Origin of the sequence: Rhodococcus sp. NPDC060086 (assembly GCF_042730275.1) — a bacterium.
Classification (GTDB): domain Bacteria; phylum Actinomycetota; class Actinomycetes; order Mycobacteriales; family Mycobacteriaceae; genus Rhodococcus.
The window spans coordinates 1-24,525 of sequence record NZ_JBHWWZ010000006.1 but is presented as its reverse complement, the minus strand read 5'-3'; the positions used below and the strand labels follow the sequence as shown (position 1 = coordinate 24,525).

At 65.3% G+C, this 24,525-nt stretch carries 26 protein-coding genes and 2 pseudogenes; 19 read left to right on the top strand and 9 right to left on the bottom strand.

Annotation, left to right across the window (positions count from 1 at the left end; genetic code table 11):
* Nucleotides 1-51: 51 nt before the first annotated feature.
* From ACFWB0_RS05795 to ACFWB0_RS05785, 3 genes are read left to right on the top strand one after another with little or no spacing between them, the layout of a single operon-like run.
* Nucleotides 52-1,182: an ABC transporter permease gene (locus ACFWB0_RS05795; protein WP_378489484.1), complete on the top strand. Its 1,131-nt coding sequence runs from the start codon at nucleotides 52-54 to the stop codon at nucleotides 1,180-1,182.
* Nucleotides 1,179-1,865 (top strand): ABC transporter ATP-binding protein, encoded by a 687-nt coding sequence (locus ACFWB0_RS05790; RefSeq protein WP_378489483.1) that lies wholly within the window; start codon nucleotides 1,179-1,181, stop codon nucleotides 1,863-1,865. Before ACFWB0_RS05795 ends, ACFWB0_RS05790 begins: the two co-directional genes overlap by 4 nt.
* Nucleotides 1,866-1,896: 31 nt before the next feature.
* Entirely contained in the window at nucleotides 1,897-2,469 is a 573-nt protein-coding gene (locus tag ACFWB0_RS05785) for a TetR/AcrR family transcriptional regulator (RefSeq protein ID WP_378489482.1), read from the top strand.
* Between the two features lie 119 nt (nucleotides 2,470-2,588).
* Here ACFWB0_RS05785 and ACFWB0_RS05780 read toward each other — a convergent pair whose 3' ends face one another.
* Nucleotides 2,589-3,092 carry a hypothetical protein gene (locus ACFWB0_RS05780; RefSeq protein ID WP_378489481.1) on the bottom strand — a complete coding sequence of 168 codons (504 nt, stop codon included), beginning with the start codon at nucleotides 3,090-3,092 and terminating at the stop codon, nucleotides 2,589-2,591.
* A 138-nt stretch (nucleotides 3,093-3,230) separates the two neighbouring features.
* On the bottom strand, nucleotides 3,231-3,758 hold the full coding sequence (locus ACFWB0_RS05775; protein ID WP_378489480.1) for a helix-turn-helix domain-containing protein: 528 nt from the start codon (nucleotides 3,756-3,758) through the stop codon (nucleotides 3,231-3,233).
* An 82-nt stretch (nucleotides 3,759-3,840) separates the two neighbouring features.
* Between ACFWB0_RS05775 and ACFWB0_RS05770 the strand changes: the two genes are divergently transcribed.
* Together ACFWB0_RS05770 and ACFWB0_RS05765 are read left to right on the top strand one after the other, a co-directional pair.
* Nucleotides 3,841-4,554, top strand: a complete 714-nt coding sequence (locus ACFWB0_RS05770) for an ABC transporter ATP-binding protein (protein WP_378489479.1) — start codon at nucleotides 3,841-3,843, stop codon at nucleotides 4,552-4,554.
* A complete protein-coding gene (locus tag ACFWB0_RS05765) occupies nucleotides 4,551-5,348 on the top strand; it encodes a hypothetical protein (RefSeq protein WP_378489478.1) in 798 nt (265 codons plus the stop codon). Before ACFWB0_RS05770 ends, ACFWB0_RS05765 begins: the two co-directional genes overlap by 4 nt.
* 52 nt (nucleotides 5,349-5,400) lie before the next feature.
* On the opposite strand, the gene ACFWB0_RS05760 is transcribed toward ACFWB0_RS05765, so the two are convergent.
* Nucleotides 5,401-6,075 carry a maleylpyruvate isomerase family mycothiol-dependent enzyme gene (locus ACFWB0_RS05760; RefSeq protein WP_378489477.1) on the bottom strand — a complete coding sequence of 225 codons (675 nt, stop codon included), beginning with the start codon at nucleotides 6,073-6,075 and terminating at the stop codon, nucleotides 5,401-5,403.
* Nucleotides 6,076-6,179: 104 nt separating this feature from the next.
* On the opposite strand from ACFWB0_RS05760, the gene ACFWB0_RS05755 reads away from it, so the two are divergent.
* Complete coding sequence (locus ACFWB0_RS05755) at nucleotides 6,180-6,584, top strand: MarR family winged helix-turn-helix transcriptional regulator (RefSeq protein WP_378489588.1); 405 nt, start codon at nucleotides 6,180-6,182, stop codon at nucleotides 6,582-6,584.
* A 232-nt stretch (nucleotides 6,585-6,816) separates the two neighbouring features.
* Nucleotides 6,817-7,227: a serine/threonine protein kinase gene (locus ACFWB0_RS05750; protein ID WP_378489476.1), complete on the top strand. Its 411-nt coding sequence runs from the start codon at nucleotides 6,817-6,819 to the stop codon at nucleotides 7,225-7,227.
* Here the strand turns inward: ACFWB0_RS05750 and ACFWB0_RS05745 are convergent.
* Nucleotides 7,211-7,804 (bottom strand): TetR/AcrR family transcriptional regulator, encoded by a 594-nt coding sequence (locus ACFWB0_RS05745; RefSeq protein WP_378489475.1) that lies wholly within the window; start codon nucleotides 7,802-7,804, stop codon nucleotides 7,211-7,213. The genes ACFWB0_RS05750 and ACFWB0_RS05745 overlap by 17 nt on opposite strands.
* Nucleotides 7,805-8,078: 274 nt before the next feature.
* Between ACFWB0_RS05745 and ACFWB0_RS05740 the strand changes: the two genes are divergently transcribed.
* Both ACFWB0_RS05740 and ACFWB0_RS05735 read left to right on the top strand, forming a co-directional pair.
* Nucleotides 8,079-8,624 carry a hypothetical protein gene (locus tag ACFWB0_RS05740; RefSeq protein ID WP_378489474.1) on the top strand — a complete coding sequence of 182 codons (546 nt, stop codon included), beginning with the start codon at nucleotides 8,079-8,081 and terminating at the stop codon, nucleotides 8,622-8,624.
* Between the two features lie 118 nt (nucleotides 8,625-8,742).
* Nucleotides 8,743-9,621 carry a sulfurtransferase gene (locus ACFWB0_RS05735; protein WP_378489473.1) on the top strand — a complete coding sequence of 293 codons (879 nt, stop codon included), beginning with the start codon at nucleotides 8,743-8,745 and terminating at the stop codon, nucleotides 9,619-9,621.
* Between the two features lie 66 nt (nucleotides 9,622-9,687).
* Here the strand turns inward: ACFWB0_RS05735 and ACFWB0_RS05730 are convergent, their stop codons facing one another.
* Nucleotides 9,688-10,914, bottom strand: coding sequence for an oxygenase MpaB family protein (locus tag ACFWB0_RS05730; RefSeq protein WP_378489472.1), 1,227 nt, complete (start codon nucleotides 10,912-10,914; stop codon nucleotides 9,688-9,690).
* A 151-nt stretch (nucleotides 10,915-11,065) separates the two neighbouring features.
* Here ACFWB0_RS05730 and ACFWB0_RS05725 point away from each other — a divergent pair, with 151 nt between their 5' ends.
* Nucleotides 11,066-11,728 carry a TetR/AcrR family transcriptional regulator gene (locus ACFWB0_RS05725; RefSeq protein ID WP_378489471.1) on the top strand — a complete coding sequence of 221 codons (663 nt, stop codon included), beginning with the start codon at nucleotides 11,066-11,068 and terminating at the stop codon, nucleotides 11,726-11,728.
* A 168-nt stretch (nucleotides 11,729-11,896) separates the two neighbouring features.
* Here ACFWB0_RS05725 and ACFWB0_RS05720 read toward each other — a convergent pair.
* Nucleotides 11,897-12,046, bottom strand: a pseudogene (locus ACFWB0_RS05720) (FAD-dependent monooxygenase); the annotation flags it as partial.
* On the opposite strand from ACFWB0_RS05720, the gene ACFWB0_RS05715 reads away from it, so the two are divergent.
* From ACFWB0_RS05715 to ACFWB0_RS05680, 8 genes are all read left to right on the top strand, one after another.
* Nucleotides 12,045-12,812, top strand: a complete 768-nt coding sequence (locus tag ACFWB0_RS05715) for an AraC family transcriptional regulator (RefSeq protein WP_378489470.1) — start codon at nucleotides 12,045-12,047, stop codon at nucleotides 12,810-12,812. The pseudogene ACFWB0_RS05720 and the gene ACFWB0_RS05715 sit on opposite strands and share 2 nt — an antisense overlap.
* A 152-nt stretch (nucleotides 12,813-12,964) precedes the next feature.
* On the top strand, nucleotides 12,965-13,996 hold the full coding sequence (locus ACFWB0_RS05710) for an iron-siderophore ABC transporter substrate-binding protein (protein WP_378489587.1): 1,032 nt from the start codon (nucleotides 12,965-12,967) through the stop codon (nucleotides 13,994-13,996).
* Between the two features lie 53 nt (nucleotides 13,997-14,049).
* Nucleotides 14,050-15,036 (top strand): FecCD family ABC transporter permease, encoded by a 987-nt coding sequence (locus tag ACFWB0_RS05705; protein WP_378489586.1) that lies wholly within the window; start codon nucleotides 14,050-14,052, stop codon nucleotides 15,034-15,036.
* Nucleotides 15,033-16,088, top strand: a complete 1,056-nt coding sequence (locus ACFWB0_RS05700) for a FecCD family ABC transporter permease (RefSeq protein WP_378489469.1) — start codon at nucleotides 15,033-15,035, stop codon at nucleotides 16,086-16,088. Before ACFWB0_RS05705 ends, ACFWB0_RS05700 begins: the two co-directional genes overlap by 4 nt.
* Nucleotides 16,085-16,888, top strand: coding sequence for an ABC transporter ATP-binding protein (locus ACFWB0_RS05695; protein ID WP_378489468.1), 804 nt, complete (start codon nucleotides 16,085-16,087; stop codon nucleotides 16,886-16,888). The genes ACFWB0_RS05700 and ACFWB0_RS05695 overlap by 4 nt, the downstream gene beginning before the upstream one ends.
* Nucleotides 16,889-16,953: 65 nt before the next feature.
* Nucleotides 16,954-18,546, top strand: a complete 1,593-nt coding sequence (locus ACFWB0_RS05690; RefSeq protein WP_378489467.1) for an FAD-dependent oxidoreductase — start codon at nucleotides 16,954-16,956, stop codon at nucleotides 18,544-18,546.
* Complete coding sequence (locus ACFWB0_RS05685; RefSeq protein ID WP_378489466.1) at nucleotides 18,543-18,884, top strand: 4Fe-4S dicluster domain-containing protein; 342 nt, start codon at nucleotides 18,543-18,545, stop codon at nucleotides 18,882-18,884. Before ACFWB0_RS05690 ends, ACFWB0_RS05685 begins: the two co-directional genes overlap by 4 nt.
* Nucleotides 18,885-19,135: 251 nt before the next feature.
* Nucleotides 19,136-20,290: an LLM class flavin-dependent oxidoreductase gene (locus ACFWB0_RS05680; RefSeq protein WP_378489465.1), complete on the top strand. Its 1,155-nt coding sequence runs from the start codon at nucleotides 19,136-19,138 to the stop codon at nucleotides 20,288-20,290.
* Between the two features lie 61 nt (nucleotides 20,291-20,351).
* On the opposite strand, the gene ACFWB0_RS05675 is transcribed toward ACFWB0_RS05680, so the two are convergent.
* Genes ACFWB0_RS05675 through ACFWB0_RS05665 form a run of 3 tightly spaced genes read right to left on the bottom strand, consistent with a single transcriptional unit; the run spans nucleotide 20,352 to nucleotide 22,992 of the window.
* Nucleotides 20,352-21,149, bottom strand: a complete 798-nt coding sequence (locus tag ACFWB0_RS05675) for an ABC transporter ATP-binding protein (RefSeq protein ID WP_378489464.1) — start codon at nucleotides 21,147-21,149, stop codon at nucleotides 20,352-20,354.
* Entirely contained in the window at nucleotides 21,146-22,207 is a 1,062-nt protein-coding gene (locus ACFWB0_RS05670) for an ABC transporter substrate-binding protein (protein ID WP_378489463.1), read from the bottom strand. Before ACFWB0_RS05670 ends, ACFWB0_RS05675 begins: the two co-directional genes overlap by 4 nt.
* Complete coding sequence (locus ACFWB0_RS05665; protein WP_378489585.1) at nucleotides 22,204-22,992, bottom strand: ABC transporter permease; 789 nt, start codon at nucleotides 22,990-22,992, stop codon at nucleotides 22,204-22,206. The genes ACFWB0_RS05670 and ACFWB0_RS05665 overlap by 4 nt, the downstream gene beginning before the upstream one ends.
* Before the next feature lie 38 nt (nucleotides 22,993-23,030).
* Here ACFWB0_RS05665 and ACFWB0_RS05660 point away from each other — a divergent pair.
* Nucleotides 23,031-24,407: pseudogene (locus tag ACFWB0_RS05660) on the top strand (HEAT repeat domain-containing protein); the annotation flags it as partial.
* Between the last annotated feature and the right edge of the window lie 118 nt (nucleotides 24,408-24,525).

Here is a 24,525-nt window from a genome sequence, read left to right as displayed (position 1 = left end):
TTGCTGCCTTCTTCGGCGCGTACCCATGTATCGCCGACGAAAGATCCACTTATGTTCCTGGCACTGCGCGAGCTGTGGTTCGCGCGCACCCGATTCCTCCTGATGGGCGCCGTCGTCGCCCTCATCTCTGTCCTCATGGTGATCCTGTCCGGCCTGTCCTCAGGACTTGTCGTCGACGGCGTCTCCGCACTGCAACGGACCCCGGTACAGGCCTTCGCCTTCTCCGAAGGAACCAAGACCGACTCGGCATTCTCGCGCTCGGTCGTCACCGAAGAGCAAGCCGACGCCTGGCGTGCGCGCCCCGACGTGGCGAACGCCGAACTGTTCGGCAATGCCATCGTCAATGCGAAAACAGACAGCGGCACGCCCGTCGACCTGACCCTGTTCGGCATCCGCCCCGGCTCGTTCCTCGAGCCCGCAGCCTCCGACGGCGCACCACTCGGCGCCGACACCGACATCGTCCTCAGCGACAGTGCACGTGACGCCGACGTCGCTCTCGGCGACACCATCATCATCGACCGACTCGGCACCGAACTGACCGTCGTCGGCTTCACCGCGGACAAGCGCACCTTCGGCCACGTCGACGTTGCCTATGTTCCGCTGACCACGTGGCAGGAAATCCACGCAGGCGTCGAACTCGGCGAACAGACCCCCGCCGGCGCATACAGCGAGGCGAGCGTCGTCGCGATCCAAGGCGTCGACGGAGTCCTCCCGGATCTCGCCGCCGGTGACGCCGCAGCCGGGACCTTGACGAAGACTCTCGAGGAATCCTTCGACTCGTCTCCCGGATACACCGCCGAGACGATGACCATGTCGATGATCCAAGCGTTCCTCTACGCAATCTCTGCTCTCGTCGTCGGCGCGTTCTTCACAATCTGGACCGTGCAGAGGAGCCGGGAGATCGCAGTGCTCCGCGCGATGGGCGCCTCCACCGGCTTCCTGCTCCGTGACGCACTGCTGCAGGCGGTGCTCGTGTTGGTCGGCTCCGTCACTGTCGGCGTGCTCATCGGCCTGGGCCTCGGCAGCGGACTCGAGGGCACCGGCATGCCGTTCGCTCTGGAATCAGGACCGATCCTCCAAGGAGCGCTCCTGCTCATTGTCCTCGGCCTGATCGGTGCCGCCGTGGCCGTAGTCCGCATCGTCCGCATCGATCCACTCGCTGCGCTGGGAGAGAGCCGATGACCACGACCACCACCGCCACCACCGGACTTGCACTGTCCGACGCCAGCTTGTCGTTCGGCGACGGCGACAGCACCGTCGACGCTCTCGACAAGGTCGACCTGACCGTGCCCGCGGGTGAACTCGTCGCGATCGTCGGCCCATCAGGCGCCGGCAAGTCGAGCCTGCTGGCCGTCGCGGGTGGCCTCACCATGCCCTCGTCCGGAACCGTGTCTGTCGACGGCATCGACCTCACCGCTCTCGGCCGGCGGGCACTGACCGCACTGCGACGCGAACGCATCGGCTTCGTGTTCCAGGCGGGCAACCTGCTACCGGCCTTGACTGCTCGCGACCAACTGTTGCTCGTCGGGAAGATCACCGGCGGCGACGTCCGCAACCCCGACGAACTGCTCGAGTCCGTCGGCATGAGTCACCGCGCCGACCGGCGACCCGGCCAGCTGTCGGGCGGTGAACGGCAGCGGGTCGGCATCGCCCGGGCATTGATGGGACGGCCGTCACTGCTTCTCGTCGACGAACCGACCGCGGCGCTCGATCGGAAGCGCAGCCATGAGGTCGTCGAACTGCTGGCGAAGGAGACCCATGAGGTCGGAGTGGCTACGATCATGGTCACCCACGACCACGACGTGCTCCAGCACTGCGATCGGGTGCTCGAAATGGTCGATGGGAAGCTCCGGCCACACGACTGACCGGTTATGACAACGGTGAGAGGTGGGTTCGGTGCCGAAGATTTCCGCAGCAACCGTCGCGGAACATCGCGCCGCTCGACGCCGAGCCCTCCTCGATGCCGCACTCGAACTCCTCGCCGAGGCTCCGGAGCACGCGCCCGGACTCGGTGAGGTCGCTGCCCGCGCCGGTCTCGCTCGGTCCAGTGCGTATAACTACTTTCGCTCCCGCGACGACCTGTTGAGAGCGGTCGTCGTGGACATGTTTCCCCGATGGAATGCCCGAGTGGTCGCAGCAATGGACAAGGTGTCCGATCCGGGCGAGCGGGTGCTGGCCTACATCGACGTGAACCTGCAATTGGTAGCAGAGGGCGAGCATGCGATCGTCGGTGCTCTCGCGACGTTCACGCCGCAGTCATTCACCGACGAGAACATGCTCGCGATGCACGACGATCTGGTTCTGCCCCTCGTCGACGCACTGCGCGAGAGTGGGGCAGCAGATCCCGAGCTCAGCGCGGACCTCATCAGTGCGCTATTGCACAAAGGCACCGAGATGATCGAGTCCGGCCGTGGATTCGAGGAGGTTCGTGCCGCAGTCCGCAGTGCGCTGGCGACCGCAAGCCGATGAGGTTTCTCGGTCGTTCGACCTTCGTTTCGGTGGGATAGTGCCCGCTGAGCGGGCACTATCCTACCAAGATCAGGGACTTCGGTTAGTTCTCCTGTATGAGACCGCTGGCGGATTCCGCGTTACTCGAGCGAAGTGATCGGGCGGTCGGTGATCAGTGCCGTGAGGATCATCGGCGCGTCCCCGTCGCACTGATTGAGAGAGACTGCGACCCAACGGGAGTTCGACCCGGTGACCGGCCCCCATACGGACAGGCTGCCGAGACAGTCTTTGGCAACGAGGGTGCGGAAAGGTTCCGTGGTGGGACGTTCCCACAGGGCCGGACCCATCGACACCTCTCGGTGAGAACCCCATCTGCGGTCCAACTCCGCAACCAACGCTGTGAGATGGCCCTCGGCAAGGTCCTCGGCGTCGTTCCATTCCGGTGCGTACACGCCCACAAGGTCGTCGCTCTCCCAGAGGGGAAACAGCATGAGACCCTCTCCACGCGTGACCGTCCATTCGCCGGTGACCGGTTCGCCTTCATCGGTTGTCGGCCCGGATGTGGGGAGGGAAACGGCGAGGGCGGACTCGATGTCCGACACGGCTCGATCTGTGTCGAAGGCCTCGCCTGCGCGGGCCGTCATCGTGCGTGCCTGTAGATCCGAGGTTCGCTCATGGCGGCGAGTATGCCAGCGCGGTCCGACGCCAATGTTCGTGCATCTTCCGGTCGCGGCAAGTTCCTGCAAGATCCGTGATGCGGGATTCGGCAGGATGTGGCCAGCCTATGGCGTGGTGGGTAGCACCGTCGTGGACAAGGTGATTCGCATGCAACCGTCTTTCTCGGCCTGATATGGCGCGAGAAGTTCGCCGAACTTGGTCTGGATTTCGGCGAGGTCGTCGGTGGTGACGTAGAGCGGCGTCGTGCCGAAACCGAGGTATCTCCTGAGTTGTCGGTCGCCGGAATCGATGAACTTGTCGAATTCTTCGCCGAGTATGCCGAGGAACGACAGGAAGGCGTTGCGGAGCTCGGCATCGCTGACCGCGTCGAGATCGTCCTGCCCCACGTGCGCCATGCGTTCGCCGAGAGCGAGTGTGCGTTCGATGGTTCCGCGCACGCGTCGTTCGTCCACGACCGTGACGATCTCTGCGTCGATCAAGGCGGAGACGTGGCGGTACAGCGTGGCCTGGGTGATGTCGGGCAGTTCCTTGCGGAGTGCTCCGGTGGTGAGCTCACGGCCGCCGAGCTTCTGGACGATCCGCAGGCGTACCGGATGCAGCACGACCTCGGCTATCGACGGTTCGCTGTCCATCGTGCCCCTTTCCCCATTATTCTCACTTTGATAATGTTCTCATCATCGAGTCCAGGTTACCGCTGACAGAAGGGCTGCTGCCATGACCGGAATCGCAGTCGAGTGCCTCACCAAACGGTTCGGCCCCATCGAGGCTGTCGCTGACGCGAGTTTCACCGCCGAACCCGGGCGAGTGACAGGGTTTCTCGGCCCCAACGGTGCCGGCAAATCCACGACATTACGGATGCTTCTCGGCTTGATTCGACCCGACGACGGAACAGCACTGTTCGATGGGGTTGCATACGCGGATCTCGCGTCGCCCACGACAACTGTCGGTGCCGTACTGGACATTGCGTCGGCCCACCCCGCGACCACCGCCCGTGCACACCTGCGCACCTACTGCGCGCTCGGAGGGTACCCGTCCACGCGGGTCGACGACGTGATCGAGGTGGTCGAACTCGATCGGTTCGCCGACCGTCGCGTCGGCGGATACTCGACGGGGATGCGACAGCGACTCTCTCTGGCCACCGCGTTGCTGGGTGACCCCGAGGTGCTGGTCCTCGATGAACCGTCGAACGGTCTCGACCCCTCGGGAATCGTGTGGTTGCGCACCTACCTTCGCGAGTACGCGGCGGCAGGCGGGACGGTCCTGATCTCCAGTCACGCACTCGGCGAACTGCAGAACACCATCGACGACGTGGTGCTCATCGACCGCGGACGCATCGCATGGACGGGCGACCTTTCCGAACTCGTCACCAGTGGAGACACCCTCGAAGACGCTTTCCTTCGACTCACTACCCAGGTAGGTGCGCAATGAAGAATGCAGTCCGCGGTGAGTTCACTCGACTGTTCTCCACACGCCTGCCGGTGTGGGCGATTGTCGCAGCCGTTCTGAGCGGTGCCGGGCTCACAGGCGTGCTCGGGGTTGCCGGACCGGAGAATGCGTCGCCGCCGATGCCCGGCCTCGATACGCCCGAAGGCGTGGCTATCGCGATCGGGTTCACCGGTCTGTTGCTGTTCGTACCCGCGTTGTTCGGCACGGTCGCGATCACGGGCGAATACCGGCACAAGACGATCGGTACGACGTTCCTCGCGATTCCTCGGCGAGGTGCTGTTCTCGGCGCAAAACTGTTCGTCTACAGTACCTTCGGGCTCGTATACGGGATTCTGATGTCATTGTCGTCGGCGCTTGCCCTGTGGTCCGTCGCGGCCGTGACGGGGATCGAGCTCGGTGCATCGGCAGGCGACATTGCGACGATGCTCTCCCGCGTGGCCGTGGCTGCGGCGATCTACACCGTGCTGGGTGTGGGGATCGGCGCGCTCGTCCGCAGCCAACTCGTGGCGGTCGGAATCGTGCTCGGGTATTTCTACTTCCTCGAGCCCTTCCTCATGATCCTTCCGGGCCTCAACACTCTGTACCCGTACATGCCGGGAGGAGCGACGGCCGCATTGACGGACTTCACGTTCCTCACCGACACCGTGGCGGGGGAGATGTCGGTGGGGGCTACGACTCTGCTCACGCCGTTGCTCGGAGCCCTTGTGCTGGTGGTGTACGCGGCAGTGGCATCGGCAGCGGCCGTCGTGGCACCGCTTCGGCGCGATCTCGTGTGACGAACACCCGACTTCGGTGTTCTCGCGGACTCGCTATACGGACACCCGGCCGTCACGCAGGTCGCGTCTGCTGCGGATTCGTGGAGAGTCGGGGTATGACTGCGAGCCCGTCACCGGAGAGCTGACCGAGGTCGAGATCTCGGCCGACGAGAAGCATGAGGAGAGTGGACATCGGTCCTCGGATCTCCGGCCCGGTGCCGATCGACCAGGCGACATCGGTCGCGCGCAGATGCGATGTGCTGAACACGCTGTGCCGGAACACTTTCGACTTCCATCCTGTGCCGTAGGACGCGATGTAGGTCGCGGCTTCCGCGGCGGCCTCGGGGGACATCCGCAGCGTCCGGCCGAGCGGAATCGCGATGTCCTGCCCGTGGATCAGGATGTCGATGAGGGGTTCGTGTGGACTGAGGCCGATGTTGTGCTTCCTGGATCCGATCATTGCGCGGATGTCGCGGACCAGGCGGTCGGTAGGCGTTGCCGCTTTCCGTTTGGCGGAGTAGTGGATCACCGCGTTCATGCCTCCCGGGTGTCGGAACACGACAGGGAGCATGGTGAACGCTTGGCGAACACCGATCTGCTGCAACGTCAGATGTGCGGCAACGTCACGCACGGTCCATCCGTCGCACAGTGAATTCTGTTGCCACTCGTCGTCGCGGAGTGTTTCGAGCAGATCTGCGGTACGGGTGCGATGGTCGTCGATCGCTGTCCAGATTTCATCGATGTTCATGACCGACCTCGGTGGTATCAGTTCGAAGATGTGACTAATATTAGTCCCGACTTCGAATCAATGGCAAGGAGGTATTCGTGGATGAACCGCACATCGCCGTCTTGATGTTCACTGCCCACCGCAACGCCGAGAGGCGTGTGTTCGATGCGATTCGTCAAGCAGGTTTTTCAGGAATAACCCTTGCGCAGGCGCGTATTGCTGCTCGCATAGGGCCTGACGGAACAAGGCTCTCAGAGCTTGCCGAGCAGGCTTTGATCTCGAAGCAGACCGCAACGCACCTCGTCGACCAGCTCGAACGCGCGGGCTATGTAGAACGTGTCGTGGACCCCACCGACGCGCGCGCCCGCCTCGTACGTATGGCGCCGCGCGGCGAGGAGGTCATCGCGGCTGCACGCGCTGAAGAGGCCAGGATCGATGAGGAATGGACGACGCACATCGGTGCCCCACGCATGCGTGCCCTGCGAGAGACGCTCACTTTGCTTCGTGAGATCACTGACCCGTATGCATGACCTCGGCCGACTCGGTGATCACCACCACTTCATCCGCTCGAAGGTGAGTCGGTCCACTCCGATGTAGTTCGAACGATGGATACCGTTAGGGTTGCGAACGGTACAACGTACAGGCTGTCGGCTGAATCGGCCGACCTTGTGCGGTTGCTTGCCGTAGTGAGTTCCATGGCCTGCGGGGCAGGTCGGTAGATTGAAAGGCCTGTGAACAATGGAAGAGAACTCGAAGTCTGCGATGCCGAAAATTGCTGCCATCGTCGTCGCTGCCGTTCTCGTCATTGTCGGGATTTTCCTGTTCTCGACACAGGGTGGGAGTGACAGCGACTCGGCGGCAGTAGCGTCCACAACATCCTCGGCTTCTGTCGCGGGCCTCGAAGGCCTCAAGGCCGTGCCGGAGGATGCGACTCCCTGCCCCAGTACGTTCGGCAGCCCGGACGTGACGACTTCTGCGGTCGCAAGTACGGCCACGTCCTGTGAATTCGCCGAGGAAGTTCGTCGTTCCTACCTGCAGCAGCCCTTGCGGTACGGGCTGGTGACAGTCGATGCACGCAACCCCGCGACCCGTCAGGTCCAGAGCATGAACTGCTCGGGCAGCCCCGTGGTTACCTGCGTCGGCGGAGACGACGACGTCATCTATCTGAACTGATCCGAGGGTTGTCGAGTACCGCCAGGATCGTGGTGGTGATCAGATCGGACGCGTCGCGGGGGTCGAGGCGTCCGGTCGAGACCTCGGTGGCTGCGCCGTGCAGGACCTGATGGATCACGTTCACCAGCCACGACGTGGGCATGTCGGTGCGGAACACGCCCTGCGCGCGGCCCCGTTCGACGAGCGACTCCACCCGCGCGGCAGGCCGTGCGTGGAGCTCGTTCATTCTCTCCGGTGATAGTTCGTCTTCTGCAGCGGCGACGATCGAGCGTGCCTGGTTGGTGAGCATCCAGCTACTGTCGATCACGCGGATCAGCGCGTCACGCGGGTTTCCGGCGAGATCTACTGTGGAGAGCGCAGATTCGTTCTTCTCGAGGACTCGGGCGACCACTGCCTCCAGCAAATCGGCGCGCGATGCGAAGTGCCCGTAGAGCGTGACGCGGCCGAGGCCTGCCTCTTTGGCGATGTCGGTCATCGATGCGGACGGCCGGTCGCTCAGGCAGGTGATCGCGGCGTCGACGATGCGCTCGACGTTGCGCACGGCGTCGGCGCGTTTGGCGATCCGTGGTACCGGCATGAATCCCTCTTCCCATACACCGCTGTACAGGTTACGGTAGCAGCGTCACAACTTGAACGGATCTGTTCAACTTAGCGATCTCCCGGGCGGAGGCGTGACCGATATGGCTGCCTACACATTCGATGTGTTCTCCAGGCGCGGAGGTACCACGATGAACCGTGCATTCATGAGTGCCGGCCTTGTCGACAGAACCGAATCCACACAAGACCCGCCCGCCGGGTCGAGCAGGCCTCCGACTCGGCGGAGCAACTCTCTTCCCGGGCCGATCCGAGGGATGCTCCGACGATGGCCCGCCCTGGTAGCGCTCGCATTCATCGGTCCGGACGTCATTGCGGCCGCGCTCGGAAACGCGAGTGGCTCCGCCGAGGATCTGGGGGATCTGCTCGGCCAGACGTTGCCGATGCTCGCGCTCGTCTACCTGCTCATGGCCAAGATCGGGAACCGCAGATTCACGTGGCCCATTGTCGCAGTGGTGGTCGCCTGCGTCGTGGTCATCAAGATGTCGGGTGCAGTCGCGCCGTCTGCAGTGCTGATCGGCGCCTCGCTGTTGCTGCTGGTGTGGGTCTCTCTCAACGGTCAGTTGGGCCGATCCGGGGCTCTGCGGCTACAGGCGATCGGGGTGGCGTTTTTCTGTGGTCTCGCTGTCACCGGGCTTGTGATCGACCCGCAGATGGGAACGTATGTCATTGCGGCAGGATGGCTTCTGCACGGTGTGTGGGATTTCGTGCACCTGTGGCGCGATCGGGTCGTGTCCCGGAGTTTCGCCGAGCTGTGCGGCGTCATCGACGTGCTGATTGCGATCCAGCTGGTCTTGATGTGACCAGATTTGCTCTGCCGATCTCACGGGCGCACGTGAGTGAGGGGAGATCCGGTGTGTGCGCCGGCGCTATACGCTGGTGAAGACAGCAGATTTCGCATTCTCCGAAGAGGAGGGCCCGATGAGCGAACACAAGCCGCACACCGTTACCCCGGAATGGTTGTACGAACAACTCGGCGACGAAGACCTGGTGGTCGTCGACGCGACCACCCACCTGTCCATGCCGCCCGACGGGTCGGTGCACATCGAGCCCGGTCTCGCGACGTACCTCGAAGCCCATATCCCGGGTGCCGTGTACGCGGACCTGTTCACGGACTTCTCGGAACACCTGGCTCCGCTGCCGTTCACCGCGGCGTCGTCCGCACGGTTCGCGGCAGCCGCGGGCGCTGTGGGAATCGGCCAGGGGCGTCGGGTCGTGGTGTACGACCAGTCGTCCGGCATCTGGGCCGCGCGCCTGTGGTGGCAGCTCAGGCTCGAAGGGTTCGACGACGTCGCCGTCCTCGACGGTGGGCTGCCCGCATGGCAGGCGGCGGGATTCCCGGTGTCGGATGAACAGGTGATTCCGCACGCGGCCACCTTCACCACGAACCGTCGTCCCGAGTTGGTGCGTTCCACCGACGAGGTAGCGGGTGCTCTCGACGACGAGAACACCCTGATCATCAACGCTTTGGACCCGGCGACCTACCGGGGTGAGAGCCCGTCGTACCCGCGGCGCGGCCACATTCCGGGCAGTATCAACATTCCGTTCGGTGACCTCGTCGATCCGTCGACCGGCCGGTTGAAGCCGAAGGACGAGTTGCGTGCGGTGTTCGAGGACGCAGGTGCCCTGAACCCGGATGTGCAACCGGTGACGTACTGCGGTGGCGGCATCGCCGCGTCGGGTCTCGCTCATGCGCTCGCGGTGGCGGGACGCTCCGATGTCGCGGTGTACGACGGATCCCTCAACGCGTGGACCGCCGACGAGTCGCTGCCGTTGGTCGAAGGGCCGAATCCCCGTTGAGAGGCGCCTCGCTCGATGGTGGAGCTGAGCTTCGCGCTACTGATCAGGGGCGCTCCGGAATTGGGCTCAGGGGTAGTTGGGGTTGTTGAACTCCGGGAGCTCGATGCTGATCGGGCGCAGTTCGGACATGTAGAGGAGAACGAACTGGCGTAGCAGTTCGTCGAACGTCCAGTACGCCTCCGGTGCCAACGGTAGGGGAAGCAGACCTTCACGCACCGCGATGAACGGACCCCATGCCACATTGAGAAGGTTGTCCCACAACAACTCTCGAGGGATGTTGAGCCAGTTCGCGACCTCGTCGCCCAGGGTGAAGCGGGTCAGTGCGCCCAGGATCGGCCGGCTGAGCAGTGTGAAGTCCAGGCCGGCACCGAGGTCGAGGAGCATGTCGGCGAGCGCGAGACCTTCGGTTGTGGGCGCGAGGACGGGATCCAGGGACGCCTTCGCCTGAGATTCGGCATCGTCCCACGTCGCGGGGATGTACTGGTCTTCGATGCCGAGCATGTGGGCGCTGACCTGCCAGGAGTGGAGGAACCCGTCGGCCTCGTCGGCCGGGATGGGTACCTTCCACTGCTTCAGCACGCGCATGACGGTGGTGGGCAGGCTGTGCCAGGTGACCATCATGTCGTGCTGGCTGATCGGAATGTTCTCCGGTGCAGCCTGATTCCAATGTGACGACTGCGGCAGCAGGTGGCGCACGGCGGCGTGTACGAGCCGGGTCTTGAGACCCGTCACGATCATTTCGCCGTCGTCGAGATACGCGTTGCGTGAACCGATGTCGTAGCCCAGTTTCGCGGTCTTCGAGATGCGGCGCTTCATGTTGGCGCCGCCCTTCGAGTAGTACACGGCGAGGGCTTCTTTGGGGATGACGGTGCTCATCATGCCGCTGGCGAAACCGTACAGGACCCCCAGGTAGAGACCCCGCTTCTCGTTGAACCGCACGGCCGTCGCGAGTTTGTTCCGATCTGCCCATTCCGGCAGCTGCCGATGGCGTTCCATGAAGTCCAACAGATCGGGCGGGAGTCCGTCGGGCAGTGGTTGCCCGTTCTTCGTCCACGTCCGAAGGAGCTGGTTGACCCTCGGTACCTCGCCTCGATCGAAGAGTGACGCGACCAGAGGGTCGGCTTCGGTGTCCCAGACGGTTCTCGGGTCTGCGCCGCTGCCGGTGCCCGGAATCGAGCCTGCCGGTGACCACCGCCAGGGTTGCGCATGTGCGGGTGATGCGAGCGCGATCGCGCTGAGCGCGCTCAGCGCTCCGCCTGCTTGCAGGATCTTTCGCCTACTGAGTTCGGCCATGCTGTCTACCCCCGGTGAGATTGCAGAGAAACAGGGTTACAAAATCCGTTACTGCGTATCATTTTCTAGCATGGTGTGACGACGCATGTGTGCAGTTTTGTGAAATCGAACTATTCGGCGGCGTGTAACGTCGGATGCCCAGGAGGTGATCGTGGATTCTCTGCCGCATGTCCGGATACCGGCCTCGGAATCCCTGCTCGAACGCGCGTTTCTCGAAGCCGTCGAACGCGCCGACGAGGTCGACGCAGTGCGCACCCGCCTACTGGACGCCGCCTACGAGCAGTTCTGCCGGTCGGGAATCCATCGCTCGTCGATGGAGGAGGTTGCCCGCCGAGCGAACCTGTCGCGTGTCACTCTCTACCGGAGATTCGAGTCCAAGGACGCGCTCGTCGAACAGGTTCTGCTGCGCGAGTTCCGTCGATACTTCGATCAGTTCCTCATCGACATCCGAACCGCGCGTACCGTGGCCGACCGCATCGTCCTCGGATTCGTGAGTTCGCTGCGCGCCATCCGAACCAACGCGTTGATCGGCGGTCTGCTCGACGCCGAACCGACGCTCCTCGCCGGGTCCCTGGTGGGGGATGGTCGAATGCTCGCCATCGCAAGGCAGTTCGTCGCCGCCCAGCTTCGACGCGAGCGACAAGCGGGCACCATCTCGCACGAACTGAATCTCGAACTGACGGCGGAGATGATGGTGCGAATCGCGGCGTCGTTCCTGATGGTCCCGACCGACATCGTCGACCTCGACGACGAGGAGCAGCTCGCCGCGATCGCGCGGGAATTCATCGTGCCGATGATCGGTCAGCGCGGCTGACTCAGCACGATATGGTCGAGGTACTCTGCCACGCTGTCCATGCTCGGATCCTTCGCACGGTGTCCGATGTCCGTCGGGGCGCACCACGACGATCTCGGAGTCTGTGCCGAACCTGTATGTCCGCGTGGCGTTGCCCGCGTGGTCTCGTAGCACCTGGCCGTCGGCGGCCTGACCGTTCACCGCGAGCGCGAGCTTCCAACCGAGGTTGTAGGCATCCTGGATTCCCGTGTTCACCGGTCGGTTCGCGGGCCTGAATGCGAACTCTGCGCCGCGAGCGACATACTTGGTCGCCGACGGACCGGATCGAGGAGGAACCATGGAGAGCCGATCGCTGCCGGTGTACGACGCCGGGGAGATCGACGTGCCGTTCGTCATCGCGGGTATGGACGAACTCATCGGCGCAGACACCCGGTTCGAGCCGCACTCGCATCCCACCCATGAACTGTTGTGGAACGAGCGCGGCGCCTCGAGCGCAACCATCGGCACTCAGACCTGGACGATCACATCGACCATCGGTCTGTGGATCCCGGCGGGTCTGTTGCACTGGGGCATCATGCCGACGGGAACGTGGTATCGCACTGCGCATTTCGGAATCGACCACGCCCCGTTGCTGTCCGACGGTCCGGTGGCGGTCGAGATGACATCGTTGCTGCGCCTACTGCTGGACCGTCTGGCCGACGAGTCGCTCGAAACCGCATCGCGGTCGTTGACCGAGAAGATGGTGATCGACGTGCTCGCGCCCGCCGTGCACGAGTTGTCGGTGCAGGTGCCGACGTCGCCGCTGCTCAGACCCATCATCGAGGCGATCGGTGACGATCCCAGCGACCCGCGAACGCTGTCGGATTGGGCAGACGAGTTGGGAGTCAGTCGCCGCACCGTCACTCGAACATTTCGTGCGGAGACGGGGCTGAGTTTCGGGCGGTGGGTCGCGGCGGTGCGCGCGCAGCGTGCCGTGATTCTCCTCGGGCACGGTCTCGAGCTTGGTGAGGTCGCCGAGCAGATGGGCTACCGGTCGGCGAGCGCGTTCGGAGCGGCATTCCGGCGAGTTACCGGCGCGACCCCCGCAACATTCCGGGTCGGTTGATACCCACCCGGCAGTGACCCGATCGCGACATCAAGTGTCCCAATCGCGCGATTGCGTCTCAGGGCGGTAAACATTAGATTTAGGCAAACCTCGCCTAATATCCGATGGGTCCGGATGTGGGCACCACCTTGCACGAAAGCGAGTACGTCCACATGCGTTCACAGCGCTTCCTGGCGGTGGCCGCGGCCGCGGTCGCCGTCACACTCGGTATGTCGGCGTGTAGTTCCGACTCGTCGGAGCCCACCGATTCCGGTACCGACACCGCGTCCGGCCCCATCACCATCGAGCACGCACTCGGCACCACCACGCTCGACGAGAAGCCGGAGCGCGTCGCCACCGTACAGTGGGCCAACCATGAGGTGCCCCTCGCGCTCGGTGTCGTGCCCGTCGGCATGGCCGCCGCCAACTTCGGCGACGACGACGGCAATGGCATCCTTCCGTGGGTCGAGGAGAAGCTCGCCGAACTCGGCGGCGAAACCCCCGTGCTGTTCGACGAAACCGACGGCATCGACTTCGAGGCAGTGTCCGACACCAACCCCGACGTCATCCTCGCCGGCTACTCGGGTCTGACGCAGGAGGACTACGACACCCTCAGCGAGATCGCTCCCGTCATCGCGTACCCCGAAGCCCCGTGGGCCACGGCATGGCGCGACATGATCGCGATCAACAGCGAGGGCATGGGCATGGCCGAGGAAGGCCAGGAACTCATCGCGAACCTCGAGCAGCAGATCGCCGACGAAGCCGCCTCGCATCCGGAGCTCGAGGGCAAGGCGACGATGTTCCTCACCCACGTCGACACCGCCGACCTCAGCCAGGTCAGCTTCTACACCGCGAACGACACACGCGCCGCATTCTTCGAGGACCTCGGCATGGCCACCCCGAAGAGCGTCGCCGACGCCTCCACAGGCGACGAGTTCTCGAAGAAGGTCAGCGCCGAGCAGGTCGACATGTTCGACGACGTCGACATCATCGTCACCTACGGAGACCAGGCGCTCGTCGACTCCCTCGAAGCCGACCCGCTGCTGTCGCAGATGCCTGCCGTCGCCAACGGCTCGATCGTGTTCCTCGATGGATCCGGTCCGCTCGGCACGGCCGCGAACCCGACCCCGCTCGCCATCTCCTGGGTGCTCAGCGACTACGTCGACATGCTCGCCGAGGCAGCAGGCAAGTCGAACGCGGAGTGATCTCCGTTCAACCGGCCCTGACGCCGAGCGCCGCACTTCCGCGGCGCTCGGCGATCGGCAACTCCGCCTGGCTCGTCGTCCTGCTCGCAGTGCTCGTGCTCCTCGCGATCGCGTCCGTGACCATCGGGTCGCGCGACGTCGACTGGGCCGACATCGTCGCTGCCCTCGGCGGATCGACGGACAACATCGGCCAGGGCGCCATCGCCAAGCGCATTCCGCGCACGGTGCTCGCGCTCCTCGTCGGTGCAGCGCTGGGTCTCTCGGGTGCGGTAATGCAGGGCGTGACCCGCAACCCGCTCGCCGACCCCGGCATTCTCGGTATCAACATGGGCGCCTCCCTCGCCGTGGTCGTGGGTATGGCCTGGTTCGGGCTGTGGACGCAGACCGCGATGCTGTGGGTCGCAATCTTCGGTGCGGGCGTCACCGCGGTGTTCGTCTACACGATCGGCTCGCTCGGTCGCGGCAGGGCGACACCCCTCAAACTTGCGCTCGCGGGCGCAGCGACCGCGGCGGCACTGTCGTCGTTCATCACCGCCATCATTCTTCCGCGCAACGACATCTCCGGGAACGTGCGGTCGTGGCAGATCGGTGGTGTGGGCGGTGCGAACTTCGACGTCATCGGGCAGGCCGTGCCGTTCCTGCTCGTCGGATTTCTGATTTGCCTGCTGTCGGCGCGCAGCCTCAACTCCCTGGCCTTGGGCGACGAGATGGCGGCCGGACTCGGTGAGCGTGTCGCTCTCGCGCGCGGGCTTGCCTCGGTCGGTGCGGTGCTGTTGTGCGGCGCCGCTACCGCTGTCGCCGGACCGATCGCTTTCGTCGGACTCGTTGTGCCGCACCTGTGCCGATTGCTGATCGGCGTCGACAACCGATGGCTGCTGCCTTTCTCGGCGCTGGTGGGAGCCGGGCTGCTCACAGCCGCTGACGTCCTCGGTCGTATCGTCGCGCGACCCGGCGAGATCGACGTCGGGATCATCACCGCGCTCATCGGCGCACCGTTCTTCGTGTACATCGTCCGACGGCAGAAACTCCGGGAACTGTGACAGCGACACTCACCACCACCGCCAAGCCCGACGTCGACGAGGTCGCCGCGAGCCGTGTGCGCCGCGGGCGACGTCGTCGCGTCGTGATCGGGATCCTCGCGGCACTGGTCGTCGCCGCATTCGTCGCGAGCCTGATGTTCGGGAAGACGTTCTATCCGGCCTCCGACATCATCCGCGTGATCCTCGGCGAGAACGTGTCGGGCGCGACGTTCACCGTCGGCCGACTCCGCCTGCCACGTGCTGTGCTGGCGGTGGTCGCGGGCATTTGTTTCGGTCTGGGCGGCATCACCTTCCAGACGATGCTGCGCAACCCGCTCGCGAGCCCCGACATCATCGGCATCAGCGCCGGGGCGAGCGCCGCGGCCGCGTTCGGCATCATCGTGCTCGGGCTCGGGAGCAGCCAGGTGTCGATCTTCGCGATCGTTGCGGGGCTCGGTGTGGCGCTGCTGATCTATGCGTTGTCGTATCGGGGTGGGGTCGCGGGTACGCGGCTGATCCTCATCGGTATCGGCATCGCGGCGATGCTCGACAGCGTCACCGCGTACCTGCTGAGCACCGCGGCCGCGTGGGATCTGCAGGAGACGATGCGCTGGCTCACCGGCAGCCTCAACGGAGCCACATGGGGCGCGACCATCCCCGTGATCGTCGCACTGGCGATTCTCGGTCCGATTCTGTTGGGGCAGACCCGCAACCTGTCGATGATCCAACTCGGCGACGATGCCGCGCAGGCGCTCGGTGTGCGCGTGGAGCGCACACGCATCGTGGCCATCATCGCGGCCGTCGGGCTCATCGCGTTCGCCACCGCCGCCGCGGGGCCGATCGCGTTCGTCGCGTTCCTCGCAGGCCCGATCGCCGCGCGCATCGTCGGGCAGGGCACGTCTCTGTTCATCCCGGCCGCGCTCGTCGGCGCGTTGCTGGTGCTCGTCGCCGACTTCATCGGCCAATACGCGTTCGGCACCCGCTATCCGGTGGGAGTCGTGACCGGTGCGCTCGGAGCGCCCTATCTCGTCTACCTGATCATTCGCTCCAACCGAGCGGGAGGCTCGCTATGACCGCATCGCACACTCTGACGGTCGAGAACCTGGAACTCGGTTACGGCAACCGGACCGTCGTCGAGAACCTCGAGCTCGAGGTGCCGCCCGGGCGAATCACGTGCATCGTGGGCGCGAACGCGTGTGGCAAATCGACATTGTTGCGGTCGATGTCGCGGCTGCTGGCTCCGCGAGGCGGACATGTGCTGCTCGACGGCAAGGACGTGCACAAGCTGCCCGCGAAGAAGCTCGCCCGCACCCTCGGATTGCTGCCGCAGTCGCCGATCGCGCCGGAGGGGATCGTCGTGGCCGACCTCGTCGGTCGTGGCAGGCATCCGCATCAGCGGGTCCTGTCGCGGTGGAGTCGCGAGGACGACGCCGCGGTCGCCGATGCGCTCGCCGCGACGAACACCACCGAACTCGCCGAACGCGCCGTCGACGAACTGTCCGGCGGCCAGCGTCAACGCGTGTGGATCGCGATGGCGCTCGCCCAGCAGACCGATGTGCTGTTGCTCGACGAACCCACCACTTTCCTCGATGTGAGTCATCAGGTGGAGGTGCTGGACCTGCTCACCGATCTCAACCGCAGCCGCGGCACGACGATCGTGATGGTGCTGCACGATCTGAATCTGGCCGCGCGGTACGCCGACTACCTCGTGGCGTTGGCAGACGGGTGCCTGTATGCGGCGGGGGATCCGTCCGCGGTGCTCACCAGCGAGACCGTCGCAGCGGTGTTCGGGCTCGACAGCCGGGTCATCGACGACCCGGTCTCGGGTAAGCCGCTGGTGCTGCCGGTCGGGCGACATCACGTCATGGTGTGAAGTCCTTAGCATCACGCTGATTTCAGACGTGGTGGGCCGGGCGCGAGCTAGGAATGATCTTCGCCATGAACGAACCTCTCGATCTGGCCACCGACGTCCTCGTCATCGGAGGAGGACCGGCCGGCACCTGGGCGGCGCTGAATGCGCGCAAGTCCGGCGCCGACGTGATCCTCGTCGACAAGGGATACTGCGGAACCAGCGGCGCAACAGCGCCGTCGGGAACCGGGGTGTGGTACGTCGCACCTGATCCGGAGCAGCGGACGAAAGCGAAAGCGAGCAGGGAAGCGCTGGGCGGATATCTGGCCGACCACGCGTGGATGGACCGCGTACTCGACCGCACCTACGAGAACATGCACCTCCTCGGCGACGAAGGGCGCTACCCGTTCCCGGTCGACCCCGACACGGGACACCAGATCCGTACCGGGGTGCAGGGCCCCGAATACATGCGGCGCATGCGGGCGTGGGTCCAGCGGCTCGGGGTTCGCATCCTCGATCACTCACCGGCGCTGGAGTTGTTGGTCGACCGCGACGGGGTCGTGCGCGGCGCTGCCGGGTACCAGCGGCAGGCCGATCGCGACTACCGGATCACGGCGGGGGCCGTGGTGATCGCCAGCGGAGGCTGCGCGTTCCTCTCCGGTGCGTTGGGTACCAACGTCGACACCGGTGACGGTGCCCTCATGGCCGCCGAGGCAGGTGCCTCCTTCTCCGGTATGGAATTCGCCAACGCCTACGGGATCGCGGCAGCTGGTTCGACGATCACCAAGACCGCGTACTACGGCTACGCGACCTTCTTCCACGCAGACGGCAGCGTGCTCGAGGGCGCGGGATCGAGCACGGGGCGTTCGATCATCGCGAAGACGTTGCAGAACGAGCCGGTATCGGCGCAGCTCGATCGGGCGGACGCCGAGGTGCAGCGGCAGATGCGGCTCGGGCAGCCGAACTTCTTCCTGCAGTTCGATCGACGCGGAATCAACCCGTTCACCGACAAGTTCGAGGTGACGATGCTCGCCGAGGGAACCGTGCGTGGCACGGGCGGTATCGATGTCGTCGACGATACGTGCGCGACGTCGGTGCCCGGGTTGTATGCCGCGGGGGACGCCGCGACCCGCGAACGCATCTGCGGCGGCTTCACCGGGGGCGGCAGCCACAATGCGGCGTGGGCGATGTCATCGGGAAGCTGGGCCGGGCGGGGGGCGGCCCAGTATTCGCGACACGTCACCGAGGTGCGGGCTCGTGACCTGCGCGGGGCCGGTCGCGCCGGGCTGCGACCGGCCCAGCGCACCGAACTCGACGCCACTGCCGTGCTCGCGGCCGCGCGCGCCGAGCTGATCCCGTATGAGAAGAACCTCTTCCGGAACGGCGTGGGGTTGCAGAAGTCGATCGACGAACTCGAATCACTTTGGACGGTAATCTCATTCGGCCTGGCTCCCGGCGCAGGCACGGAGCGTATACGGGCGAGGCAGGCTGCGGCGATCACGGCCGTCGGTCGCTGGGCCTATCACTCTGCGTTGGCCCGCACCGAGACTCGCGGTATGAGTAAACGAGCGGATCACCCGGATCTCGATCCGGCCCAACATCATCACATTCTCACCGGGGGTCTCGACGAGGTATGGACGCGGGCCGCTCCGGTGCACAATTCGGTGTTGGTGGCATCGTGATCGAGATCCTGCTGGCCGACGCGTGCATCGGCTGCGACAAGTGCGTCGACGTGTGCCCGACCGACGTATTCGATCGCACCGAGTCGGGAATCCCGACGATCGCGCGGCAGCACGATTGCCAGACGTGCTTCATGTGCGAGGCGTACTGCCCGACCGACGCGTTGTTCGTGCACCCGCAGTCGACACCACGTGAAGCCCAGTGCGATGACGGTGACCACATCGGGCGGTATCGGGAGCAGATCGGTTGGGGGAGTGGACGGGTCGCGGGATCTCGTGTCGCGGTGGGGCCCGAGCTTCCCCGCGGCGGGCCGCCACCCCGTCTGTCTGCCGGCCGATAGTCGGTGAGGTATTGTCGTGATCGTCCGTGCAGCACAACACAGAGGTCACAGCCATGCCCGCCACCGATCGACCGCAGCCCGCGTCGCTGCGCACGGTCTGGCACAGCTGGCGGCTCTACGTGGACCTGTGCCGCACCGGCGCCGAGCGCTGTCGTCCCTAGCCTCAGCTCGATCACCAGCCTCAGCTCGATCACCGCGGTGATCGAGCAAGACGATGCCCGCTCGGTTCCCACACCTCGAGGATTCCTCTCATGTCTCTGTCCTTCCACTGGTTCCTGCCCACTTCCGGCGACAGCCGCTCGATCGTCGGAGGTGGGCACGGCGCCGACCTGCGCTCGAACGCCGGCGACCGTCCCGCCACGCTCGACTACCTCGGCCAGGTCGCCCGTACCGCCGAACAACTCGGATTCGAGGCCGCGCTGACCCCGACGGGACTGCAGTGCGTGGATGCGTGGGTCACCACGGCGATGCTGGTGCCGCAGACGCGGCGACTGAAGTTCCTCGTGGCATTCCGCCCCGACGCGTTGTCGCCGACGCTGGCCGCGCAGATGGCCACGACATACCAGGAGCATTCCGACGGGCGACTGCTGATCAACATCGTCACCGGCGGTGAGAGCAGCGAACAGCGTGCGTACGGCGATTTCCAGCCGAAGGACGAACGGTATCGGCGCACCGACGAGTTCCTCAGCGTGGTAAGGGGTCTGTGGCGCGGTGATCTGGTGTCGTTGGAGGGCAAGCACGTTCACGTCGAGGGCGCTCGACTCGACAAGACCCCGGCCGTGACGCCGTCCGTGTACTTCGGTGGGTCGTCATCCGCGGCGCTTCCGGTCGCCGGTCGACACGCCGACGTGTACCTGACGTGGGGTGAGCCGCCGGCCCAGGTCGAGGAGAAGATTGCACGAGTGCGGGCCGCAGCAGCCGAGTTCGGCCGTACTCTGCGTTTCGGTGTCCGCCTGCACACGATCAGCCGCGACACCTCCGAACAGGCGTGGGCGGAAGCGCAACGATTGCTCGACGACATGAAGCCCGAGGACATCGCACTCGCACAGGCCGGCCTCGCGGCCAGCGAATCCGAGGGCCAGCGCCGCATGAGCGAACTGCACGGCAGTGCACGACGCCACGACGGCGGCGCCCGCACACTCGAGATCCACCCGGGTCTGTGGAGCGGCGTCGGGTTGGTCCGCGGTGGTGCCGGGACCTCGCTGGTCGGCAGCCACACCGAGGTGGCGTCGCTGATCGAGGAATACCAGGCAGCCGGGGTCGACGAATTCGTGCTGTCGGGCGTACCGCATCTCGAAGAGGCGTACTGGTTCGGCGAAGGTGTACTGCCGCTCCTTGAGCGCAAGGGATTGTGGACGCATCCGGATCGCGTCGGTGCCGACCGCAAGCCTGCGTTCGCTCACTGATCGAGACATCGAGACCCGGCCACGTCCTCGAGCGAGGACGCGGCCGGGTGTCGTGCTGTGATCAGCTGTGCGCGTGGTAGATCGCGCTCGCAATCCTCTCCTTGTATGCGGCGAACTCCGTGGACGTGCGCACGGTGGCCGACCGTCGCTCCTCCGTGGAGTCCTCGGGAAGTTCGATCGGGATGTCCTGCATGATCCGGCCGGGACGTGCGCTCATGACGAGTACCCGGGTGCCGAGAAGTACGGCCTCGTCGACGCTGTGGGTGACGAACAGGACCGTGCGATGGTGCTCGCGCCAGATGCTGAGCAGCTCGAGCTGCAGCTTCTCGCGGGTCAACGCGTCGAGCGCGCCGAACGGCTCGTCCATCAGGATGATGCGGGGATCATTGACGAGCACCCGTGCAATCTGCGCGCGCTGCTGCATACCACCCGACAGTTCGTAGGTGCGGCGATCAGCGAAGTCTGCCAGCCCCACCATGTCGAGAATGCTCTCGGCCCGCGCACGACGATCCTCCTTCGAAGCCCAGCGTAGGCGCTGCCCGAGTTCGACGTTGGCGCGCACTGACTTCCACGGGAAGAGATTGGGTTTCTGGAACACGACCCCACGTTCGGGTCCGGGACCGGTGACGACGTCGTCACCGATGCGGATCGATCCGTTCGTGGGTTGCTCGAAACCGGCGAGCATCTGCAGCACGGTCGTCTTTCCGCACCCGGACGGCCCGACCAGGCACACGAATTCGCCGGGCTCGATCGTCAGGTCGGTGGTGTCGACCGCGCGCACCGCTGTGGCTCCGTCGCCGTACGCCTTCGAGACCCCGGAAAATTCGACCCGACCTGGGGCCGTCCGCGTGTCGGTCACTGGTCCGCGAGCGCGTTCACTGCGTCGACGTACACGCCGTCGCTGTACGTCTCGGGTGCGCTGACCTCGGTGATCTCGCCCTGGCTGAGCAGGAACTCCGCGGTGGACTGCAGATTGGTGGCCATGGCGCCGCCGAGGTGCTCGGGTGAAGCCTGCTCGGAGGCGCGCAGGAACTCGAGTCCTTCGAGCTGCTGAGTCGCCTCGTCGGGAGTGATACCCAGCTGCACCGCGAGCGCGACGGACGCGTCCTCGGGGGAGGTGAGCAACTGCTCGACGGCCCAGTCCTGCGCCCGCGTCCAGGTCTCGATGAACTCGGGATTCGCCTCGATGAAGCTGCGGGTCGCGCCGGCGAGGTCGAAGGTGGGAACACCCTCGGCAGCCGTGTCGGCGCTGGTGAGCAGTACGTGTCCGTCGGTCAGCTGCGACAGGGTGGGCTCCCAGATCCAGGTGCCGTCGATCTCGCCGCTCTGCCACGCTGCGACCGTCGCATCGGGGGCGAGGTTGACGAGCGTGACCTGGTCGGTGATGCCCGCCCGATCCAATGCGGCGAGAAGACTGTAGTGCGCGGTCGACGCGAACGGCGTCGCGATCGTCCTACCGGCGAGCTGTTCGACCGAGGTGATCGACGGGTCGCGGACGACCAATGATTCGGCGGCGCCGATCACGTCGTGGATCCAGATGACCTGCATGCCGATGTTCAGCGGCGCCGACAAGGCCTTCGTGGCGGGACTGGACCCGAGCAGCCCGAGATCGACACTGCCCGACCCGAACGCCTGCACCACGTCGCCGCCCGACGCGAATCGGTTCCACGAAATCGTGGCGTTGGGGAGGCAGGCCTCGAGGATGCCGGCATCCTTGACGAGCAGGTCGCCGTTGGGGATGTCCTGGAACGCGATGCGCGCGTCGGTGGTGACGGATTCGTCGACCTCGAACGGGCAGGACTGCGAGTCCGAGGACGTGTCGCCGGTGGGTGAGGTCTCACGATCGGACGATACGCAACCCGACAGGAGGGTGGTGGCCGCGATGGCCGCTGAGACGTACAGGACTGTGCGTTTCACGCTTTTCCTTTCCACGGCACGGCCAACACGCCGATCCATTTGATGAGTGCATCGAGAACCAGAGCGGTGATCCCGATGACGACGATGCACGCGATCGTCAACGGGGTGTCGAGCTGTGTACCGGACAGATAGGCGAGACCACCGATCCCGGGGATTCCGTTGTTCAGTTCGGCCGCGACCACGGTGGTCCACGCGAACCCGACGGCGATGCGGATCCCGGTGAGCACCTCGGGAGCGGTCGACGGGAGCACGACATGGGTGAGGGCCTGGCGTCGGTTGGCGCCGAGTGACCGGACAGCATTGATGTAGTCGCGGGGGACGGAGTGGACTCCGTTGATGGTCGCGATGGTGATCGCGGGGAATGCTGCGAGGAACAGCAACCAGATCTTCGATGTGTCGCCGATGCCGAACCACACGATCAGCAGGCCGATATAGCCGAGCGGGGGCAGTGCGCGCAGGAAGTTCAGATAGGGCTCGAGCAGCGTGTTCAACGGCCGCCACATGCCCATCGCGAACCCGAGGAGCGGGCCGACGATGATGGCGGCACCTACACCGGCGAAGATGCGCTGACAGCTTGCGAGCAGGTGTTCCCACAGGAAGTAGCCCTGCTCGCCTTGCACGAGTCGATCGACGCCCGGCGCGACCTGGTGCCATGTGTTGGCCTGGACGAACGCGTCCCAGACCGCGCCCGGGGAGGGCAGGAACAGGGGTTCGATCAGGCCGGCGGCAGTGACTGCCCACCATGCGAGCAGGAACACGACCAGCGCGAGTACACGTCCGCCGATGCGGCGTAGTTGCCCGGACCGGCGATGCTGAGCTGCGTCGGCTGCGTCGGTTCGTCAACGATTACGTCGCACCGCCGAAGACCGGCGCGAAACTGTCTATCGCGGTGGAGACGTTCGATCGCATGATCCACGAGATCGCAGAGATGGGCGCCCGCACACCGCACGAGCTGATGCGGTGCGCCGAGGTCGCTTTCATCAGGGACTGCGCCGAGATGGCCGCGCGCAGTTCGCTGGTGCGCACCGAGAGCCGATGGGGGCTCTATCATGAGCGCGCCGATATCCCGGAACAGAACGACAGCACATGGGGCTATCACCTGAACCTCCGGCGCGGAGCCGATGGGTCGATGGAATTTCTCAAGCGTCCGGTCGCGCCCTACCTGGTGCCGGTCCCCGAATACGATCACCTCCCGCCGGTCGATCGGTCGGTGATTCCGATCGCGGCACCCGAGATCCGGGTCGGTCGCGCCCCGAGCGTCGAACGTGAGCGGGCGATTGCGCAGCCGGAGCAGGCGGTGTCGCTGGAGCAGGCGGTGTCGCCGCAGATCGTGGCACTGTTGAACCTGGACGAGCCCACGCTCACCGACCTGCAGGCGTATCTGCAGAGCGATGATCCGCAGGTGCGGGCAACCGCGGTGTCGGTGCTGACGGAGAACACACCGGAGGGATTCTCCGCGGCGCTGATCGGGGCACTGGGAGACTCCGACCCGGCGGTGCGTCGCACCGCGGCCGAGGGTGTGAGGGAACTCGTCGAGGTACTGCCGGAGGTGGAGAAGATCGCCACATATCTCGGATCGGCCGATCCTCTGGCTCGTGCGACGGCCGTCGACGTGCTGCGCGCACGGCATGCCGGGAGGCGCGAACAGTTCCTGGAGGCGGTCGCGGATCCTGATCATCGCGTGCGGGTCGAGGCGATCCGCGCGTTGGTCTCACTGGACGAGTGGCAAGCGGTCGCCGCCGCGTCCGCGGACGCCAATCGTGAAGTCCGAGTCGTCGTCGCACACGGACTCGCCACCATCGCGAGGGGAGGAGCAGAAACTGTTCGCGCGCTCGCTTCGGATACCGACCCGTTGGTGCGGGCTGCTGCGCTGACTGCGTTCGCGTCGCTCGGGTGTGGAGAACAGGATGTGGGCACGCTCGCGAAGGGGCTGGGGGAATCGGCGTGGCAGGTGCGCCAGGGCGCTGCGCGCGGGCTGGCCGGGGCCGACCCGGATCTTGCTGTCGACGTGCTGGCAGGAGCGCTCGAGGATGTTCATCTCGATGTGCGCAAAGCAGCGGTGTTGTCGCTGATGCAGTGGTCGGCGAAACCGGAGGCGAGGGACGCATTGACTGGCGCCCTCGACGATGTCGATGCCGATGTGCGGGCGTACGCGCGCCGAGCCCTCGTCGTTGAGGGGGCGGGTGCGTCCGTCGGTTGAGGAGGTGGATCCGAGCCCGGAATCCCCCGGCGCGGATACACACCAGTCTCGTATAAACAAAAGACCCAGCCGAAGATAGTCGGAGTGTATATCTAGGTGGTCGCCGGATCAATAAAAA